The sequence below is a fragment of the Lysinibacillus sp. RS10 genome, assembly GCF_041956855.1.
GTDB classification, from domain to species: domain Bacteria; phylum Bacillota; class Bacilli; order Bacillales_A; family Planococcaceae; genus Lysinibacillus; species Lysinibacillus xylanilyticus_A.
Genome location: NZ_CP167122.1, coordinates 3,206,609 through 3,225,864, shown reverse-complemented (window position 1 = coordinate 3,225,864; position 19,256 = coordinate 3,206,609). Strand labels below are relative to the sequence as shown.

13 protein-coding genes and 1 pseudogene are annotated in these 19,256 nt (G+C 36.9%); 10 read left to right on the top strand and 4 right to left on the bottom strand.

Annotation, left to right across the window (positions count from 1 at the left end; genetic code table 11):
- Positions 1-871 precede the first annotated feature (871 nt).
- The gene (locus tag ACB089_RS16520; RefSeq protein ID WP_374967375.1) at positions 872-2,254 is read right to left on the bottom strand and encodes a PLP-dependent aminotransferase family protein; all 1,383 of its coding nucleotides are present in this window, start codon (positions 2,252-2,254) and stop codon (positions 872-874) included.
- A 115-nt stretch (positions 2,255-2,369) separates the two neighbouring features.
- Between ACB089_RS16520 and ACB089_RS16515 the strand changes: the two genes are divergently transcribed.
- From ACB089_RS16515 to ACB089_RS16495, 5 genes and pseudogenes are all read left to right on the top strand, one after another.
- Positions 2,370-2,993, top strand: a complete 624-nt coding sequence (locus ACB089_RS16515; protein ID WP_374967374.1) for an FMN-binding negative transcriptional regulator — start codon at positions 2,370-2,372, stop codon at positions 2,991-2,993.
- 331 nt (positions 2,994-3,324) lie between these two features.
- Positions 3,325-3,480: pseudogene (locus tag ACB089_RS16510) on the top strand (transposase); the annotation flags it as partial.
- Positions 3,481-3,865: 385 nt separating this feature from the next.
- On the top strand, positions 3,866-4,432 hold the full coding sequence (locus ACB089_RS16505; RefSeq protein ID WP_374967373.1) for a TetR/AcrR family transcriptional regulator: 567 nt from the start codon (positions 3,866-3,868) through the stop codon (positions 4,430-4,432).
- A 703-nt stretch (positions 4,433-5,135) separates the two neighbouring features.
- Positions 5,136-6,704, top strand: a complete 1,569-nt coding sequence (locus tag ACB089_RS16500; protein WP_374967372.1) for an FAD-dependent monooxygenase — start codon at positions 5,136-5,138, stop codon at positions 6,702-6,704.
- A gap of 314 nt (positions 6,705-7,018) precedes the next feature.
- Entirely contained in the window at positions 7,019-7,261 is a 243-nt protein-coding gene (locus ACB089_RS16495; RefSeq protein ID WP_374967371.1) for a hypothetical protein, read from the top strand.
- A 512-nt stretch (positions 7,262-7,773) separates the two neighbouring features.
- On the opposite strand, the gene ACB089_RS16490 is transcribed toward ACB089_RS16495, so the two are convergent.
- Complete coding sequence (locus ACB089_RS16490; RefSeq protein WP_374967370.1) at positions 7,774-8,646, bottom strand: LysR family transcriptional regulator; 873 nt, start codon at positions 8,644-8,646, stop codon at positions 7,774-7,776.
- Positions 8,647-8,766: 120 nt separating this feature from the next.
- Between ACB089_RS16490 and ACB089_RS16485 the strand changes: the two genes are divergently transcribed.
- From ACB089_RS16485 to ltrA (ACB089_RS16465), 5 genes are all read left to right on the top strand, one after another.
- The gene (locus ACB089_RS16485) at positions 8,767-10,050 is read left to right on the top strand and encodes a Na+/H+ antiporter NhaC family protein (RefSeq protein WP_374967369.1); all 1,284 of its coding nucleotides are present in this window, start codon (positions 8,767-8,769) and stop codon (positions 10,048-10,050) included.
- A 61-nt stretch (positions 10,051-10,111) separates the two neighbouring features.
- Positions 10,112-11,247, top strand: a protein-coding gene (locus tag ACB089_RS16480) for an IS3 family transposase (RefSeq protein WP_374966999.1) whose coding sequence is annotated in 2 segments (ribosomal slippage) — positions 10,112-10,337 and positions 10,337-11,247 — 1,137 coding nt in all. Because the reading frame shifts where the segments join, the coding sequence is not laid out codon by codon here.
- A gap of 1,390 nt (positions 11,248-12,637) precedes the next feature.
- Positions 12,638-14,413 carry a group II intron reverse transcriptase/maturase gene (gene ltrA / locus ACB089_RS16475; protein ID WP_374967545.1) on the top strand — a complete coding sequence of 592 codons (1,776 nt, stop codon included), beginning with the start codon at positions 12,638-12,640 and terminating at the stop codon, positions 14,411-14,413.
- A 668-nt stretch (positions 14,414-15,081) separates the two neighbouring features.
- A complete protein-coding gene (locus ACB089_RS16470) occupies positions 15,082-15,189 on the top strand; it encodes a putative holin-like toxin (RefSeq protein WP_220443510.1) in 108 nt (35 codons plus the stop codon).
- Positions 15,190-15,821: 632 nt separating this feature from the next.
- On the top strand, positions 15,822-17,087 hold the full coding sequence (gene ltrA / locus ACB089_RS16465) for a group II intron reverse transcriptase/maturase (protein ID WP_374964162.1): 1,266 nt from the start codon (positions 15,822-15,824) through the stop codon (positions 17,085-17,087).
- 143 nt (positions 17,088-17,230) lie between these two features.
- Here ltrA (ACB089_RS16465) and ACB089_RS16460 read toward each other — a convergent pair whose 3' ends face one another.
- Positions 17,231-17,857, bottom strand: coding sequence for a nitroreductase family protein (locus ACB089_RS16460; protein ID WP_374967368.1), 627 nt, complete (start codon positions 17,855-17,857; stop codon positions 17,231-17,233).
- A 128-nt stretch (positions 17,858-17,985) separates the two neighbouring features.
- The gene (locus ACB089_RS16455) at positions 17,986-19,230 is read right to left on the bottom strand and encodes a ferric reductase-like transmembrane domain-containing protein (RefSeq protein ID WP_374967367.1); all 1,245 of its coding nucleotides are present in this window, start codon (positions 19,228-19,230) and stop codon (positions 17,986-17,988) included.
- Positions 19,231-19,256 lie beyond the last annotated feature (26 nt).

Genomic DNA, 19,256 nt, shown 5'->3' with positions numbered 1-19,256 from the left:
GTTATAAGCTCGGTGAAAAGGCGTAAGAATTTACCGTAACAGTTCGGCTGTCGAAAGCCTACCCGCGGGGGTGGTGTAAATCATGATGCTTGAGTTGAATGAATATGGTGAGAATGCGAATAAACCTAAAAGAAAGGGTTAAGCTGACGAACTTCTGAATGTACGGGTCTATAACTGCGATACATAGAAATGTGTATATCACCAAATTGTGAGGTTAGATGTGGGTGAGTAAGACTAACTAATATGAAAATCCACGATACGTTACAGGCGTATGAACGCTAACAGGCTTACAGGAAGCACCTAAGTTCATTCTATAATAGATATAGTTCAACATTGTAAGCTGATAACGTGGAGGGCTTACTCCTAAAGAAACGTTGATAAGGAAAGCAGGAGTGAGAGTAGCTGTTGTATAACTTATCTTTATATCAGTGAAAGTGGTGGAACAGTACCAATGAAGTGTCTAATCAACATGGAGGGATAGCCACTAGACTAATGAAGAATCATTTAATCATGCAAGGCAAATCTTTAACGGTTAATAAGGTTCTCGTAAGACTAAAAGAGGTTTACCTCCCACGGGAGGCACCGACTTATAGAAACGGAAGAATTGAGACATGGAAGAGTTTACGATATCAGAAGTGTTGATGATTAAATCGAATTGGATTAGTTGGAACGCCGTATGCGATGAAAGTCGCACGTACTGGTGTGGACGGGGGGAAAAGGGAGAGATAACTTCAAACCCTTACCTATCTGTATGAACAAGAAAAATAAAAAGCATTCTATATAAGAATTCTTTTTATTTTTATCATAATTTGGTGATGTACTAGAGTTTGTTAATGTGCGTTCCAGTGGTAAAAGGCATAAAGTAATAATATTAGCCCCCCCAAGCCTCTTTTAAAAGCTTCACACCTTTTTGAATTTCATCACAGGTAAGATTACTGAATCCAAGTTTAATAATTGCTTCTGCAGGATGGTTTTTTATGAAATAGATTGAGGTAGGATAGACTTTCACCCCATAAATGGAAGCACGCTCGATTAACCATTCTTCTGAACGATTTAGATGTACCTTAACTAAAACGTACAAACCAGACTGTTCCCCAATAATGGATATATTTTGTTTGAAGTGTTTTTTTAATTCTGAAACTAAGCACTGCATTTTACGCTTATACACAAGTCGCATTCGTTTAATATGGCGATTCCATTCTCCCTCTTGCATAAATTTAGCCATTGTAAGCTGGCTTAGGAGTGAAGTGGTACTCTCGAAATGAAGAAATTGGTTTTTATAACGATTTAATACTAACTGCGGTAGCACCATATAACTTAGGCGGATTCCTGGAAGAAAGGACTTTGAGAAACTCCCTAGGTAAATGACTCTTGTTGAATCAATGGATGCAAGTGCTGGAAATGGTTGTTGAGTGTAGCGAAATTCACTATCATAATCGTCTTCGATAATAAATCCATTTTTGTTGTTAGCCCAATGAATAAGCATTTGCCTTTGCTGAATGGACATACTTACACCTAGTGGACTTTGATGGGAGGGGGTTACATAGATTAACCTTGACCTCAATTTTTCTAATTTTGAAAAATTAGCACCTGTCTCATAAACTGGTAAAGTCTCAATCGTGAAACGATGAAATCGAAAAGCTTCCATTGCTCCATCATAACCTGGATCCTCTATAATAATGCCAGCAATATCATCCTTCAGGATTTGTCCAAGATGAATTAACATTTGTTGAGTACTACTGCCAATTATAATTGCATTTGGCTCTGTTTTCACTCCACGAGATTGGAATAAATAATCGGCGATTTGCTCACGCAAGCATACTTCACCAAAGGGTTCCCCGTATCGAAAGCTCTCCTGTAATGTTAAAACTTGATTTGATATTCTTCTCCAAATTTTTAGGGGAAAATCGGTTTGATCCACGGCCCCTGCTCTGAAATCAATTTCGACTGGCGTTACCGTCTCTTTATGCTTTTTTTGAGGTGGGATGAAAGTATCTTGAAATAAAACCGGCTCTAATTCATTTACAAAATACCCTTTTCTCCCTTCTCCGCGGATATAGCCTTCCGCTACAAGCTGCTCATATGCCATCAATGTGGTATTGCGACTGACTTGAAGGGACTCTGCAAGTTGGCGGATGGATGGTAATGGATCATTAGGATGTATGTCGCCACGCTCAATAAAAGACTTAAACTGCTCGTATATTTGCTTGTATTTTGGGGAATCATCCTTCAAAACAAAAATAGTGTTTTTCATCTACACCCCCCCTTGACATGATTATTTGTTTATAATTGTACCTTTTTATATGTCAATTTGCATAGTAGGATACTTATATAAAAAATTTATAAAACCATAAAGGGGTTGTTCAAACATGTTTATTCCTAAATATTTGAAAGTCACGGACATGGATGAAGTCAAAGAGTTTATTCAAGGAAATTCTTTTGGGACCATCGTCACAACAAAACAAGGGAAACCAATTGCCACTCATATACCTTTGGAGTTTAGAAAAAAAGGCAATGAATATTATATCACTGGACATATGGCCTATGGGAATCCTCAATGGAGAACATTTGAAACGTGTGTGAACGCACTTGTTATGTACCAGGGACCGGATGCGTATATTTCTTCTTCATGGTATGGTCATGAAAATGTTCCAACATGGAATTATCAAGCTGTCCATGTATATGGCAAACCGAGTATTTTAGAGCAAGAAGAGTTAAAACAAGACCTGATTATATTACTAGAAAAATATGAAAAACATCGAGAAAATCCAATTTTATGGGACAAGTTTTCGCCTCAGCTATTGGAAAGGGAACTTAAAGGTATTGTGGGATTTAAGATTAAAGTACAAGAAGTTCAAGCCGCTTATAAATTAAGCCAGAATCGAAATGAGGAGGATTACCGCAACATCATTGATCAACTACAAAAGGAAGAAGATGTAAATTCTCATCAATTGGCAGAAGCGATGAAAAAAATAAAAAATAAGTGGAATTGAGAGGTTGGTTTGTGAAGATTTTCACTTAAACTTACGGGTGCTTCGTATTATATAGTTCAGCCAGAACTTTCTGGTTGAACTTTTTTTATTTAGATTTAATCTAAAAGTAGCCAGGGTAGAACGTACAGGGGCGTGGGACATTGATCCCGTCAACTAAACTGTTCACCCCCTACTTGTAGAAATATGTTTGAGGCTGGTTGGGACTTAGATTTCGTATAACAAGCGAAGCTATAATACTACTTGGAGGTAATAGGGGTTACTGGTGAATACGCTGTAGGAGGAGAAAAAATGAACCCAGTAGTGGGCGGAATTAGAGAGCCAAATGATATCCCTGGCAAGTGAAATAGAAGAATATAAGATTATCCAATCAATCCCTGGAATCGGTGAAAAGATCGCTGCAACGATTATTTCTGAAATTGGGGAAATTGATCGGTTTAATCACCCTAAGAAATTGGTGGTCTACGCTGGAATTGATCCGAGTGTTTATTCTTTTGCATAGCTTCAGCTTCGGGAAGATTTTCATCTGAACCTTGCCCACCATGATGACAACAGGTCGTTTGATTGGTTTGTATATTACTATTCAACAAAGATGTAATAAGTAATCATTTAATTGAGTGCAACACTTCTGTGTTTTTAGCAAAAGGTTATTATGGATAAATAAATGACAAAAACCAGGTATTCTCTTTTAATTAGTGAGCATGGTCGTTTTTTATTTCTTAGCTTTGTTAAAGAATCTTGTAGAACTGGTTCGAGACTGTTTAAGGCACATGGTGATCGAATACGCCTTTTATCCAGTAACTTACTTGAATTCTTTTTGATACTGTTTTATAATAATTGGAATGAATATTCATTCAGTATGGAGGTAGGATTCTGTGGCAACAAATAAAAGAGAAGATATTTTGCAGGCAGCATTACTTTTGTTTACTGAACGTGGTTTTGATGCAACAACCGTACCTATGATAGCCGATAACGCAAAAGTTGGGGCCGGCACTATTTACCGGTATTTCGAAAATAAAGAGGTACTTTTGAATTGTTTATTTCAAGAATGCGTACAACGTTTTTTCAACAATATAAAGCAAGGTTTTCCTGATTTCGGAACGGTACGCCAGCAATTTCATCACATTTTTGATCAAATGGTTCACTTCGCAAAAAGGGAAAGAGAGGCTTTTTCATTTATTGACTCCCATCTAAATCCCCGTTTATTAAATGAAGAAAGCCAAAAGATGTTCAATGAATTTATGGATTTTATGCGCGATTTCTTAATAAAAGGGCAGGAACAAGGCATTATTTACTCATTACCTCCTGATGTGTTGATTCCTATTTTCTATGGTGCTCTTGTCAAATTAATTGAAGCAGCAAGAGCAGGAGTAATAGAGGAAACAGACGAACTTTTTGCGGGTGTGGAAGAATGTTGTTGGAATGCGATACGAGTCCATTAACTCAATCAGTTTCGTACAATTTCCATATAGGAGAAATTTATCGAATTTGTTAACCTTTTCAAGCTCGTTGATTTCTCTCATAAGACTTACAAGTTTTTAGTTTAGGCTGAATGTACCTCGACGAATTAAAGGATGAGTAATGTCTTACCAATCAAAGCTAAGCTCTTTTGAAAATGTATCGTAGCCAACCTATTATCCAGTAACCTCCAAAAGCTGTAAATCATCAACGATTACAGGATCAATCTTAATATGGCTGAGAATTTTGTTTTGACCAAAAGAAACGAGATAATGAGGGTTGGCGATGTTGATATTGAATACGTCGTTTGGCTGTCTCACTTTAGCGATGCACTTTTTATTTTGCTGTGCACATAATTGTGATTTTTATGACGTATATATATTAGATGTGTAGACCGAACATTAGAGATTAGCTCTTGAATTAATAATGAAAAAGATATATTCTATGATTAGGAATGAATATTCATTCTGTACGAAGGCGAATTTTAGCCTTCGAAATAGAGGGAAAATATATAAAATTAAAGTGGAAGGCGGTGTAGGAATCGAACGAATTTCTTGTTGATGTGGAGGAATGTCGTTGGAATACGATTAGAGTCTGCAGACTCTAATAACTTCATAGCCTAACAGGAATGAATATTCATTCCTGTTAGGCTGAAAAATATTACTAAAATGAGGAGGTACAAAGTATATGAATCAAGTAATTCAGAAACATGAAGATGCGGTACAAGATAATAAAAATTTTGACGTCGTAATTGTAGGCGGCGGCCCAACAGGTTTGATGGTGGCTTGCGAATTGAAGATAGCAGGCATCAATGCGGTAGTATTGGAACGAAGAATCGAGGTTGTACCACAACCTCGCGCATTGACTTTGCATACGCGTTCTATAGAAATTTTAGCGATGCGTGGTATTCTGGATCGGTTCATGTCCCAAAGCCAACCACAGTCTAAGATTGAGTATGCATTTCTAGAAACTTGGCTTGATGTATCAAAGTTGGACTCAGATACTCCCTACACCTTGTATATTCCACAAAATATAACTGAAAGTTTGTTAAAGGAATATGCTGAGGAATTAGGCGTGAAGATCCTCTACGGACATAATGTTGTATCGTTACAGGAGAATGAACAATTCGTGTTGTTGGAAGCTCGTGACGAAAATGGAGATAGTTATGAGTTGCAGGCAAGTTATGTAGTTGGTGCGGATGGAGCACGAAGCATTGTTCGCGAGTATATGGGAGTTGCTTTCTCCGGGTGGGATGAGAATATCACTGCTATGCAAGGTGACGTCTACGTTCAGGAATATCAAAAAATAGCGACCCCGACTACAGTGTTCAATGAACATGGGTTTTGTGTGTCTGTCCCGCTGCCTAACGGCAGTCGCCGCTTCGTATTAATCGATTCGACTAGACAGCATATTCCGGGTCGTACACCGGTTACACTCCAAGAGTTCACCGAATCCATATATCGGATTACAGGAACGAAGTATGAATTTGAATCTGTAATTTGGCTGACTCGCTTTGGCAATGCTACACGGGTGGCCGATTCTTATCGGATTGGACGCGTTTTACTTGCTGGAGACGCAGCACACATTCATTTCCCGTCTGGAGGACAGGGGTTGAACGTCGGCCTGCAAGATGCATTTAATCTTGGCTGGAAGCTTGCAGCTGCAGTGCGAAGTGATTCGGCTGATTGGTTGCTTACAAATTATAGTGACGAGCGGCAACCCGTCGGGAAGACGTTTACACAAGGCACATTAGCACAGTCAAAGTTATCGAGCGATTTCTCACAAGCTGGACTGGCACTGCGTGACGTTGTATCACAATGGATTGCTCACCCTGAGGTGAACTTATCGCTTGCGGAGAAGATCGGAGCTACCGGAGTGGCCTATCCACCAATCTTGGAAAATGGTTCTGAGCAATTGTTTGCAGGACGCCGTTGTCCTAATTTTACACTTAGAGATACGAACCAGAAAAAGCATACACTCTATGAAATGATGCCTAACGGTCGTTTCGTACTGATATTATCTCCTGATCACCAATCATTGGCGGATAAACTGCAACGTTTTGCTCACCGTGTGAATATTACTGCCGCACGCATTGAAAGGAGCGAGTTCACAAATATGAATGCAATGTTAATCCGACCTGATGGTCACATTGCCTGGACACATTCAAGCAATGAGAAGCAGAATCTGGAGGAAAAAACACTCGCTATGCTTCAAGTATGGTGCCCACTGGAGAATTCAGTTGCCGCTGAGTCATAAGCAGCTAGATTAGACAACTTTAGCTGTACAAGAGAAAGCAGGCATCTCTCACATTTATCTTTGTACGCGAGATGCCTACTTCTTTCTAGAGGCTAATTTAGTGATTGGCCGTTTTCTGCTTGATAACTTCCGGTTGATTGTGTATTTGTTGTTGGATCTGGATAAGCAGTAATCTACGCTTTTGCATTCAGTAAGGGAACTTTACATGGATAAATAGTTGTTCCTATAAAGTAAAGTTAGTGGTTCTTGTTCTTGAAAAGATAATGGATTAACTGTTTCTTTTTAATCAATCTTAAAGCTACAGTCAAATATCAATGAAGAAAATACGTTTAAATGAACCTTTGGATAATGTCTATCCTATACAACAGCCTGTAATTATGAAAAAGAGTATTGAATTATTATTAAAATCGAAAGTTAAGACAGCTCAGGATATTTTATATGACTTAAAACTTCCTAGAGAAGATATAGAAGTGTTATGTAGTTTAGAACGCGATACATTAGTTTTGAACCAAGGAGAACCAACAGTAAGATTGGTTAAAGAATTAAAAGAAGAGTAGTAAAAAAGCGAATGAGCTAAGGAATTAAGTTCACTCGCTTTTTCCTATGTATAGACTATTAATCACAGGTTATTGTATCTTTGAAATAAAGTTTGATCGTAAGCCCGTATTCAAATAACGCATATAAACACGCAGCAGTTCAAAATGAAGGAGGTGCTTTTCCTATGCTACAGCTCAATTAACCATCGTTCCTGTGACATTACATCCAAATCATGAAAATCGCTCTAGACCATTCAACTCCATCGACTTTCAGTCCTAGCTGCACAATCAAAACTCCTACAGCTGAGATTTCCTTCTTTAATGGCGTAGATGAGCGCATTATCCAAACCATTATGAAGGAGTTGAATCATCGATGAAACTTTTGTGTTAGCTTATTTCTATTAGCTTTCTAGCGGTAATACGATAAATGAGCTAAGAGGAGAGAACGAAATTGGATAGACCTATAGGGTAGCCGTCTTTTCGGCAGGCTTTCTTAAAAGAGAGAGGCTCCAAAAAGCTCAATTTTGTACCTTTTATTCCTCGAGAAATGTTTCAATGAAATGACGTGCTGTAGTAGTCATATATTGATTTTTCATCCAAACAATAGCCGTCTGAGTAAGTAATGATTCATCAGCAATTTCCTTATATTTAAAGTCATCATTTTCAAAAAATTGTAGCCAATCTCTCTGGACAATTGCAATACCAATACCTAAATTTGCCCAAAGTAAAATTGATCTAGTATCATCGATTCTGCCAATTATATTTGGTTCAAATCCTGCATTTTGACATACCAGTGTTATCATTTTCTCATATCTATTGTGTACGAGTAATGGTTGTTCAAATAAGTCCGATATTTCTATCTTCGAAGATTCATTTTCCTTCCAAAATGGTTCTCCAACAGTAACTGCAACCATTGGTTCCTCTGGTAGTAAAATAGAATCCAAATAATCTGAATTAATAGGGGTTCTGACAATACCGATATCTATTAATCCCTTTTTTAACATATCCAAAATCTCAGGTGTGTTACGGTGTATAATTTGAAATCCAATATTAGGATATATTTGATTGAATTTATATATTTGTTCAGGAAGTATTGCATCACCCGTAACTGCAAGAGTTCCAATTTTTAAAATACCACGCTTGCCTTCGTCGAAATCCTTTAATTCTTTAACTGTAGTTTCGAGTAAATCAATAATTTGTTTCGCTCTGTAGTGTAATCTTTTCCCTGATTCTGTGATTTTTAAATTTCTAGTATTTCTTTCGAATAACTGTATACCCAATTCTTCTTCTAATAATTTCAATTGTTTACTAAGTGGTGGTTGTGCCATATGCAATCTTTCTGCTGCCTTCGTAATGTTGCCTTCATCAGCAATTGCAAGGAAATATTTAAGTTGTTTGATATCCATAAAAAGAATCTCCAATTTTAATTTATTCCTAAATACTATTAATGATATATCATTTAGATATTTTTATTATATATAAGTGTTTAGTAAAATAAAACTATTCTTTATTTGGGAGAGAGTTTTATGGATATAGTATTTTCACTTTTAATAATATTTATTACATTGATTATTTGCATCCTTAAGAACATTTACATCTTTTATCCTCTTTTATTTGGTTTAAGTATTTTAATATTACTAGCATTAAAACGAGGATATAAAATAAAAGAAATATTAACTATGTTATTAAAAGGTGCATTAAAAACAAATCAAATTTATATTCTTTTGATATTAATTGGCGCATCTACTGCCATTTGGATGAGTAGTGGAACGATTTCAGCTTTTATATTTTATGGAATAAAAATTATTAATCCAAATCTTTTCATCATCTCAGTTTTTTTTATTACTTTAGTTGTTTCATTCATTATAGGATCATCTTTCGGAACGGTAGGTACAATTGGGATTGTATTTATTACTTTGGCTAAAGCAAGTAATATAAATCTTGATTTAATTGCAGGTGCCATAATAACTGCTGCTTTTATTGGAGAGAGAATTTCTCCATTATCGTCTAGTGCTAATTTGATTGCGGTTTTAACTGAAACCAATCTTTATAACAATTTAAAAAGAATGACTTTATCAACAGTAGTTCCGTTTATGTTGACTGTTAGTATTTATTTAATACTATCAATAAAAAATCCACTTAGTATTAAGTCGCTTAATATTAGTACTGAACTTCAAAATTCCTTTAATCTAAATTTAATGGTTCTAATACCTGCACTTATTATTTTGATATTTGTAATTTTTAAAATTGATGTGCGTATAGCCTTGTTAGTTAGTATTATGATTGCTTGTATAGAAAGCCTTTTGCTCCAATCTACAACATTTGGTGAAATAGTTCATTTTATAATTTTTGGATATGAAATGAATTCTTACAATAACCTTTCAAATATTTTACATGGTGGTGGAATACTACCAATGCTTAAAACAATTTTGATCGTGATAATCTCATCATGCTATGCAGGAATCTTTGAAGGGACAAAAATGCTTAAGGATTTCGAGACCATTTTAGAAATGACAAGTCAAAAGTTTGGAACATTTTTTTCTATGGTCTTAGCAAGTATTGCTGGTTGTTTTATTGGCTGTAGTCAAACATTTGCAATAATAACCGCTCATCAACTTATGAGTAAAATCTATATAAAAAGAAATATAAAAAAATCTGATCTTGCACTAGATATTGGAAATACTGCTTTAATTATTGCTCCTTTAGTACCCTGGAATATTGCATCAACTTTTCCTGCACTAATTTTATCAGTTGGTGCAGGATATATACCGTATGCCTTTTTTCTATATTTAGTACTGGATGTATTATAGATGAGTGGACATACCTCGGTTAAATCAATAGAATTGAGTATAAGAGAGGACGTGTCCGACCATGAGTCAAAAAAAGTACAATAAAGAATTCAAACAAACAGTAGTCGAGCTTTATCGCGCGGGTACACCGGTCAATCAATTAGCTAGCGAATATGGTGTGTCAGAAGTCACAATTTATAAATGGATTAAACTCCATTGTCCAATTGAAGGAACTGGGGAGTTAACTGCAGCTGAAGTAGCCGCCATCCAGAAGGAAAATCTTCGATTAAAACAAGAGGTAGATATCCTAAAAAAGGCTATGACCATATTCGCGAAAAAATAGATGACCAAGAGCTAATCGACCACATTACGAAAGAAAGCGAACATCAACCCGTTCAATTGATGTGTCGCATTTTAAAGATGCCTAAAAGTACGTATTATCAATCATTTCATAAAAAGCCGAACAGCTATCATGCTGCTAATGAAAAGCTACTCGCACGCATTCGCGTCATTCATAAGGAAAGTGACGGTCGTTATGGTGCACCGAAAATATTTCAAATCCTTAAACAAGAGGGCTATACAGGTAGTATTGATCGCGTTCAACGCGTTATGAGAAATGCAGGCATTCGTTCAAACATCACAAAAAAGTACCGTCCGACGCCAACACAGAAACCCGTGGAAGAGCGTGAAAACGTGTTGGGACAAGACTTTACAACCGAAACTATCAATGAAAAATGGGTGGCAGATATTACGTATATCCACACAGTACAAGATGGTTGGTGTTATTTGGCGTCGGTATTAGATTGTCACACCAAGAAAATTATTGGGTATAAATTTGGTCGTAAAATGACGGTTGACCTAGTTTTAGAAGCCCTTGATAACGCAGTAGCAGCGCAAAATCCAGCACCAGGACTAATTGTACACACTGATTTAGGCTCTCAATATACAAGTGAAGTTTTTGGTGAACGCTTAAAGAAATACGAAATGATCCCATCATTTAGTCGAAAAGGATGCCCGTATGACAATGCATGCATCGAATCATTTCACGCAACACTCAAAAAAGAAGAAGTATACCGAACACGTTACGACCGCTTTGAAACCGCACGCGTAGCTTTATTTAAGTACATCGAAGGCTGGTACAATCGCAAGCGAATCCACGGTAGCATTGATTATTTCACACCCGATGCGTATGAGAAAATGTGTCGAGCAGCAGCGTAAAAAAGGGGTACAAAGAAATCTACCCCTCCACATTTTTCGGGCGCAACTTCCATACATTTTCCGCTCTACATCCCGAGTAGGCGGTCAAAGGCTCTTTTCACTTTGACGGGCTACTCGGGATGTGGAACACTCCAAAAATGGACGTTGCGCAACACAAAAAAAATTAACTTGAGTGTGTCTATAAACTTGACGTAGATCCATACCTATATTTGGGTTAATTAAAGTCATTGATTTAAATTATAAAAAATATGTATTCGATACAAAAAATTAAAGCAATAACGATAAATTATAACCATTAGGGAAGTCACCTTTTCTTAAGTTATGGGAATTATGCTAGTTATACAAGTTATCAATAACATAAAAATTTTTAGCTTCTCGAATCTTTAACTAACGGAGCAGCGCGACAAGTTTTGTTATAAGCACTAATGTGTGAAAAAACAAGGGATTCCTTCGGAAATCCTAACTTTATAACCGAGGATAGGAATGACAAAACCATGTATTTTGAAACTATCCCATTAATACTCCTGCATGCGTCATAATGGACAGATTATGGGGTCTGAAGTTTTGTTACGCTAACGGGTGCTTTAATTGGTGCGACACGTTCCTGGCTTAAATGAGTTGTGGTGAACACAATCTCGGTAAAGGTCAGGCAATTTATGATTTAAATTGAAGGGTATTATCAAGGAGTCGAATGATGAGGTAACGCTCAGAAAGGCTCCCCCTGCATCGAATAGCACGCTATATAGTAAGGAAAAGCGTGTTATAAGCTCGGTTAATAGGCTTAAGAATTTACCGTAACAGTTCAGCTGACGAAACCCTACCCGATGGGGTGGTGTAAATCATAATGCTTGGGTTGAATAGATATGGTGAGAATGTATGAAAGACACATAAGATTAGTGTACTACTGGCGAACTTCCGAATGTACGGATCTAGACGCACATAATATAGAAATGTATTAACTACTATATGTAGGGTTAGCTGTGGATGAGTAAGAATCAACTATATGAAAGTCCATCTTATGTTACAGGCATATGCAACGCTAACAGGTCCATAGGAAGCACCTAAGTTTATTCCATAATAGATAATATTCAACGTGGTAAGCTGATAACGTGGAGAGCTTACTCTTGATGAAGCGTTGAGAAGGAAAATAATCGTGAGATTAGCGAGTATATAACTTCTCTTTATATCAGTGAAAGTGGTGGTATAGTACCGTTGAAGCGTGTAATGAACGTGGAGGGATAACCACTAGATTAATACAAGATTTATTCACCATGCAAGGCAGTTCTTCAACGATTAATAAGGTTCCCGCGAGACTAATAGAGGTTCAGCTCCAAAAGGAGCCACCGACTTGTTAAAACGAAAGAAATTGAGGCATAGCGAGTATTATGACATGCAGTATCATCTCGATACGTTATATGCTCAGAGTGCTAATGGTCAAAATTTTTATGATTTAGTAGAGCTGATGCAATCGGATGAAAATATCCGACTTGCCTACCGTAATATTAAGAAAAATACGGGTAGTCAAACTTCTGGGTTTGATGGGCTTACCATCAATGACGTAAAAAGCCTTCCCATTTCAGAAGTCATCGAGAATGTACGGAAAATGTTTTCATTCTACCAACCGCAAGCTGTTCGACGTGTCTTGATTCCAAAGTCAAATGGAAAAACTCGCCCGCTAGGTATTCCAACGATTTGGGATAGATTGTTTCAACAATGTATCTTGCAAGTGTTAGAGCCAATATGCGAAGCGAGATTTTATAAGCATAGTTACGGATTCAGACCGAACCGTAGCACACATCATGCCAAAGCACGCTTTGAAACATTAATTAATCGAGGATGTTTCTATCATTGTATAGATGTTGATATAAAAGGCTTTTTCGATAACGTGAACCATGCGAAACTGCTTAAACAAATGTGGGCAATAGGGATTCGGGATAAAGCTTTATTATCCATTATTTCTCGATTATTAAAAGCAGAAATTGTTGGTGAGGGTTTACCGATAAATGGTACACCACAAGGTGGGATTCTCTCTCCATTGTTATCAAACATCGTATTAAACGAACTTGATTGGTGGGTTAGTCATCAGTGGGAAAACTTCCAGACAAAAAAAGTCTATAAAACACCACCTAACAAGATGCAAGCCTTAAAAAAGACCAACCTAAAACCTTGTTATATTGTCCGTTATGCGGATGACTTTAAAATTTTATGTCGAACTCGTTCACAGGCGATAAGAATGTATTATGCGGTAACTGATTTTCTGGGAAATCGCCTCCATTTAGAGGTTAGTGAAGAGAAATCAAAAGTAGTAAATTTAAAGAAAAACTCCTCAGAATTTTTGGGGTTTCGCATAAAAGCCCATCGAAAGAAAACAGCGAAACGTACGCTATATGTCGCACACTCTCACATGACGGAAAAAGCATTGAAAAACGCTCAACTAACGATTAAACAAGCTGTTAAAGCGATTCAGAAACATCAATCAGTAGAAAATGTATGGCGGTTTAATACGGTTGTAATGGGGATTCAAAATTATTACGCCGCAGCGTCACACGTCACAAAAGATTTAAATAAGCTGAACCACTGCACACATCGAACTATGCATAATCGACTGAAAGAAATGAGAAAAGAAGCAACGTTCACAGACTTCACGAAATCATTACAGAAACGGTATAAAGGATACGAATGTAAGTTGTACAAGATTAAAGAAATGATGCTCGTTCCTATTCACGCCCAACGTTGCCGAGTTAATCTCAATTTCTCACAGGACATTTGTAATTATACTACCAAAGGTAGACACAAAATCCATCGCAATCAACGAGCGATTCCTAAAGAAACCCTCACTTATGTGATGAAACAATTTATTCCACAACGCTCTATTGAATATAATGATAATCGCATTAGTCGGTTTATTGCTCAATATGGAAAATGTGCTGTAACTGGTGTCTCACTAGGTTTAAATGGTTGGCACTGTCACCATAAAACACCGTATTATTTAACACAGGATGATTCCTATGGCAATTTAATGATTATCCACGAATCAATTCACCGACTAATCCACTTAAAAGACCTCGAGAAAATACAAATGCTCCTCAAAGCATTGAAATTAGATGAAAAGCAACTATTGAAAGTAAATGAATTGCGTAAGCAATGTCTGAACGCCACAATCTGACTCTAAGTAGTAACTTAGCCTACACATAAAATCTGAATGAATTGGATTAATGGGAACGCCGTATGCTGGGAAACTCGCACGTACGGTGTGAAGTGGGGGAAAAGCCGGAGATAACGTCAAAGGCTTACCTATCACTATAATATTCGCATCCCGAAATAATCAAACTTTTTTATAAAAACCAAACTAGATAAATAAAGAACCAACTGTTTTGATCAAACTTTGTTTCAAAACAGTTGGTTTCTTTCTGTATAAAATCAGCGTTTGCAAATTACTTTTAATCGAACTTTATTAAAAAGCTACATCTATATAAAAATAAAAGCAGAATTAGTCCTTCAACTAATTCTGCAAAAAGCTATTATTTTGTGTAACATTCTATTTGTCATATTGTTAAATCTTTAACAGTAGAAAATAACTTGACTTTTAATAAAACTTTGAGGATAGCTTTTTCTTATTACTAACAAGAGTTAGTTCAAATCTTCTCTCTTCAAGAATGGGATACGATAATAAAAAATCATCCTCCATGGTTATTAAAAGAGGATGGCTTTTAAGGCTGAATCGGCAGTAGAGTTTTTTCAATTACGTATTAGATGTTTAAAGTATATAATAAAAAATGCAGTTGATTTTATAGAGTTTATTACTTGTTATATACACTTTACTTAAGATAACCAATGACAGTATTTGAAGCATTCAGTTTGATTGTACAGTGTAGCCTTTTGCTAATTGCAGTACTTACACTGATGCTTAGCATTATTGTCTCACAAAATAAAAAGAAATAGCCACCCTGCCGGCTAAGTAAGGTGACTATTGCTATAACTTTAACTTGGTCAGCCGCTATGGTGCGGCATGATTGTTGCTGTTTTGACTGGATGTTGACGCATCCAGTCTTTTTTAGTGTGCCGGGCATGTCCGTCAACTAGGTGATGAAAGTTCACTGTGGGCGTTGGGATATGCGAACCACTAGCCAAGTGCAAGGGTGTCCATGGCGACGTGGAATCTGAAGGAAGCAGGAGGCAAAACCTTGGTCCGAGGTATACGAATCACATTCGAGGTTGTTCTGACTGGACGAGATTGCTAAACAAATCAAAATCCAAAATATCCACGGGAGTCAGTGCAATAAATGTGGCGGATAGATGAGGTGAAAGTGGACGGACTTACCCCGGGAGATCTGATGAATACCTGGAAACAGAACCTATTTAGCGATAGATAGCTGAATCATCAGAAGTCAGCAGAAGCCATAGTACCAATAAGGGGAAGGGCTGAACGAAAGGAGTGAACATGGAAGGGCACATTATATGACAGTGAAGACACAGCCAATCATAAGACTTTACGTTGCCTTGAAACGCAGAACGTGAATCGCGCAACGAAAAGAGTGGAACTGTTCATATGCATACCTATACCATGAGAACATATGGATTCAAATGGACTAATTTATTTAATAACAGACCGAGATAATCTAAACGAAGCTTTTAAGAAGGTACGTAGAAATAAAGGTGCTGCTGGAGTCGATGCGAAAGATATAGAAGCAACACGCCAATACTTAAAAGAAAATAAAGAAAAGATTATTCGTCAAATCCAAACAGGGCAATATACACCGCAACCGGTAAGACGGGTAGAAATTCCAAAAGGAAACGGTAATACGAGAAAATTAGGGATTCCAACTGTAACAGACCGCGTCATTCAACAAGCAGTCGTTCAAATCTTAACACCAATCATCGACCCAATTTTCAGTGACTATAGTTATGGTTTTCGGCCAAATAAAAGTGCTCATCAAGCAATTGCACAAGCGCAATCTTATATGGATGAAGGCTACAAATTCGTGGTCGACATGGACCTTGAGAAATTCTTTGACCGCGTTCAACACGATAAACTGATGTCCCTAGTTGCGGGATATATTAAGGATAAGCCAACTTTAAAGTTAATCCGTAAATTTCTCAACGCTGGTACTATGGCAAATGGCGTTGTAGTACATAGCCAAGAAGGCACGCCGCAAGGTGGTCCACTGAGTCCACTACTTAGTAATATTCTTCTCCATGAACTAGATAAAGAGCTTGATAAAAGAGGTCACAGATTCGTTCGTTACGCGGATGATTGTAATATCTATGTCAAAAGTTTAAAAGCAGGAGAGCGTGTAAAAGTAGGGATGACAACATTTATCGAAAAGAAACTAAAGCTTAAGGTAAATGAGGAGAAATCCGCAGTGGGAAAGCCGAGCGCACGGATATTCTTAGGAGTGAGTTTCTATCGAAACAAACGACAAACAAGGATATACGTGCCAAAGAAAAGTAAACAGAAATTTGAAGATAAAATCCGCCGCCTCACGAATCGTAATCGGAGCATGCGAATGGATGAAAGAATTAAATACCTCAACTATCTGATTCAGGGGTGGGGTAATTACTTTAAAATCGGAGAGCTTGGTAAATACGCTAAAAAGATGGATGCCCATATACGCCGAAGACTGCGAGCGTGTCGATGGAAAGAATGGAAGAAAACCACAACGAAGTGTCGCAACCTTAAGAAACTTGGTATCCGACCGAACGACGCCTATAGAATGGCAAATACAAGAAAGGGATATTGGCGAACATCTAATAGTCCAATCATAGATAGAGCCCTAAATAATAAATACTGGGAGAAACAAAATTTAAAAAGTCTCTCCCAAGTCATTTTAAAACCATAAAACTTTTGAACCGCCGTATACGGAGCCGTATGTACGGTGGTGGGAGAGGTCGGAGGTTAATCACCTCCTCCTACTCGATTTCTATATTTAGTGTATCATATTTATTCTAAAAGAAAATATTTTGTACAATTTCTATCTTTCGATTAAATAAATTTTGCAATGTCATTTAGTGCTAAACGAGATGAGCCGTGAGCGGGTACTGCAGCTTTTCCGATGGCAATTAAGACGATTGGCACTAGATTATCTGTTAATTCAAAGCGTTGCGCAAAAGCCTCTTTATTGAAGCCGCCCATTGTTACTGTATCATAGCCCATATCCTTTGCTAAAAGCATGATTTGCATAGAAATTAAGCCTGCATCAAATGTAGCTATATTTTTTAAAACTTCTTTAGGAAGGTTTGAATAAAGCTTTAATGAATTTTCAATCATCATATTTTTTGTTGCTTCATCCATATAGCCGAGTTCGAAATTTTTTGTGTAGACTTCCTCTACATTTTTGTACATTGCCGTATCTCCTAAAACCGCAATGATGGCAGAGGCAGTTTCCACTTGCTCCTGGTTATTAGCAATTGAACGTAATTCTTTTTTTACTGTCTCATCTTGGATCACTAAAAAGCGCCAAGGCTGTAAATTGCTTGATGATGGCGCTGTTGTTGCCTCTACAAGTAATTCTTCTAATTCTGCTTGTGGGATTTTATAGTTTTCCTCATATTTACGAACAGATTTACGTTCATGCATAACTTTATTTAAATAACTTTTTGTTATAGTCATCGTGAAAAATCTCCTTTATATGTGATGAGATTTTACTATACGATAAACTTTTCAATAATCCAAGTAAATTGCTTGAATTAAAGATTCTTGAATTCAGGGGTTCTCTTACAACTATAAAATTAAATTCTTCATCTAATTTTAAAGGCTTCATATTCGATGTCTGCACCTGTATTGAAGGACTTCAATTGCTTGGCAAAACGTTTCACCATTTTTTCTGGGCCACACATAAAAATGCTTGTCTTTGCTGGCACCGAAAAATTTTCAAATGAAAGCCTGTCCATTTGAGCGGTATCAATAAAGTTCACGTTAAAATATTGGTTAGTTTTTGCATACTCCTGTAAAAATTCTTGATAGATCGCATTGTCTTGACCATGATAAGTGTAAAATAATTCAATGTTACGATCGACGGGTTGTGATTGCAAATAGGATAAAAAAGGGGTAATGCCTATGCCACCTGCTATCCAAACTTGTTGTTGTGTTCCTTTTTCAAAGTTTAAATGACCATATGGACCATCAAGTGCGACTGGCGTATTCAGTTGAACTGAATGAAATACTTTCTTTGTGAAATCACCAAGCCCTTTAATGGTAACAAATACTTTTTTTCCATCACCACCTGAAATAGAAAAGGGATGAGATGCCTTTTCTAAGCCATCTTGAAAAATCTTAATAAAAATAAATTGTCCATGTCGATAGGGGATTTTTTTATCAAGTGTTAGCTCCAGTTCAATAACATTGGAGCCTAATTTTTTGATCCCTGTAATTTTACCTTTATATTTAAAAAACATATCCTGATACATTGTCAGCATATACAATGCCGACATAAATCCAATAGTCGCTGTGAGTGCGGTGAAAATTCCTAATGGTGTAGGCTGGAATAAATCGTATCTACTTGAAAAATAGGCATGATAAATACCGAATGTATAAGGAATAAGCAATAGCCGATGAACGACCCGCCAATGCTCATATTTTAGAAATTTAGCAAAAAGTGCTATTAAGATAAGGGCAATAAAGCCATATTGTCCTAGCTCCCCTAACTCCTTGGCAAATTCGCTGAGCGGAGTTTCTTGTGCTTCATCCCAATCAGGTACCATATCTTGTAATTGACCATGTAAAATTACTAATCCTAATGAAAAAATGGCTAACCATTTATGATGAAAATATAGGCGCTCTAAACCATGGAACCAGCGCTCAAGGATTTTCATTCTTGTTGCAAATAAAAAGACAAGAAAGAAGCCTGTAATGGCCAAGCCTCCGATGATGTGACTAAGCCTGTTAACGGCATGTATAGGCTCTATAGGTGTAGCAAAATACCATAGTAAAGCACTACTACTCATCGTGAGTATGATAAACAAAATTCCTTTGATAGATTTCATAAATAACCTCCAGTACTCATTTTTAT

Bases quoted from the DNA above. Each gene is read 5' to 3' on its own strand.
- ltrA (WP_374967545.1), top strand. From the start codon at position 12,638: ATGCAGTATCATCTCGATACGTTATATGCTCAGAGTGCTAATGGTCAA.
- ACB089_RS16460 (WP_374967368.1), bottom strand. From the start codon at position 17,857: ATGACTATAACAAAAAGTTATTTAAATAAAGTTATGCATGAACGTAAA.
- ACB089_RS16495 (WP_374967371.1), top strand. From the start codon at position 7,019: ATGAAGAAAATACGTTTAAATGAACCTTTGGATAATGTCTATCCTATA.
- ACB089_RS16455 (WP_374967367.1), bottom strand. From the start codon at position 19,230: ATGAAATCTATCAAAGGAATTTTGTTTATCATACTCACGATGAGTAGT.
- ACB089_RS16485 (WP_374967369.1), top strand. From the start codon at position 8,767: ATGGATATAGTATTTTCACTTTTAATAATATTTATTACATTGATTATT.
- ACB089_RS16520 (WP_374967375.1), bottom strand. From the start codon at position 2,254: ATGAAAAACACTATTTTTGTTTTGAAGGATGATTCCCCAAAATACAAG.
- ACB089_RS16490 (WP_374967370.1), bottom strand. From the start codon at position 8,646: ATGGATATCAAACAACTTAAATATTTCCTTGCAATTGCTGATGAAGGC.
- ACB089_RS16515 (WP_374967374.1), top strand. From the start codon at position 2,370: ATGTTTATTCCTAAATATTTGAAAGTCACGGACATGGATGAAGTCAAA.
- ltrA (WP_374964162.1), top strand. From the start codon at position 15,822: ATGGATTCAAATGGACTAATTTATTTAATAACAGACCGAGATAATCTA.
- ACB089_RS16470 (WP_220443510.1), top strand. From the start codon at position 15,082: ATGACAGTATTTGAAGCATTCAGTTTGATTGTACAGTGTAGCCTTTTG.
- ACB089_RS16500 (WP_374967372.1), top strand. From the start codon at position 5,136: ATGAATCAAGTAATTCAGAAACATGAAGATGCGGTACAAGATAATAAA.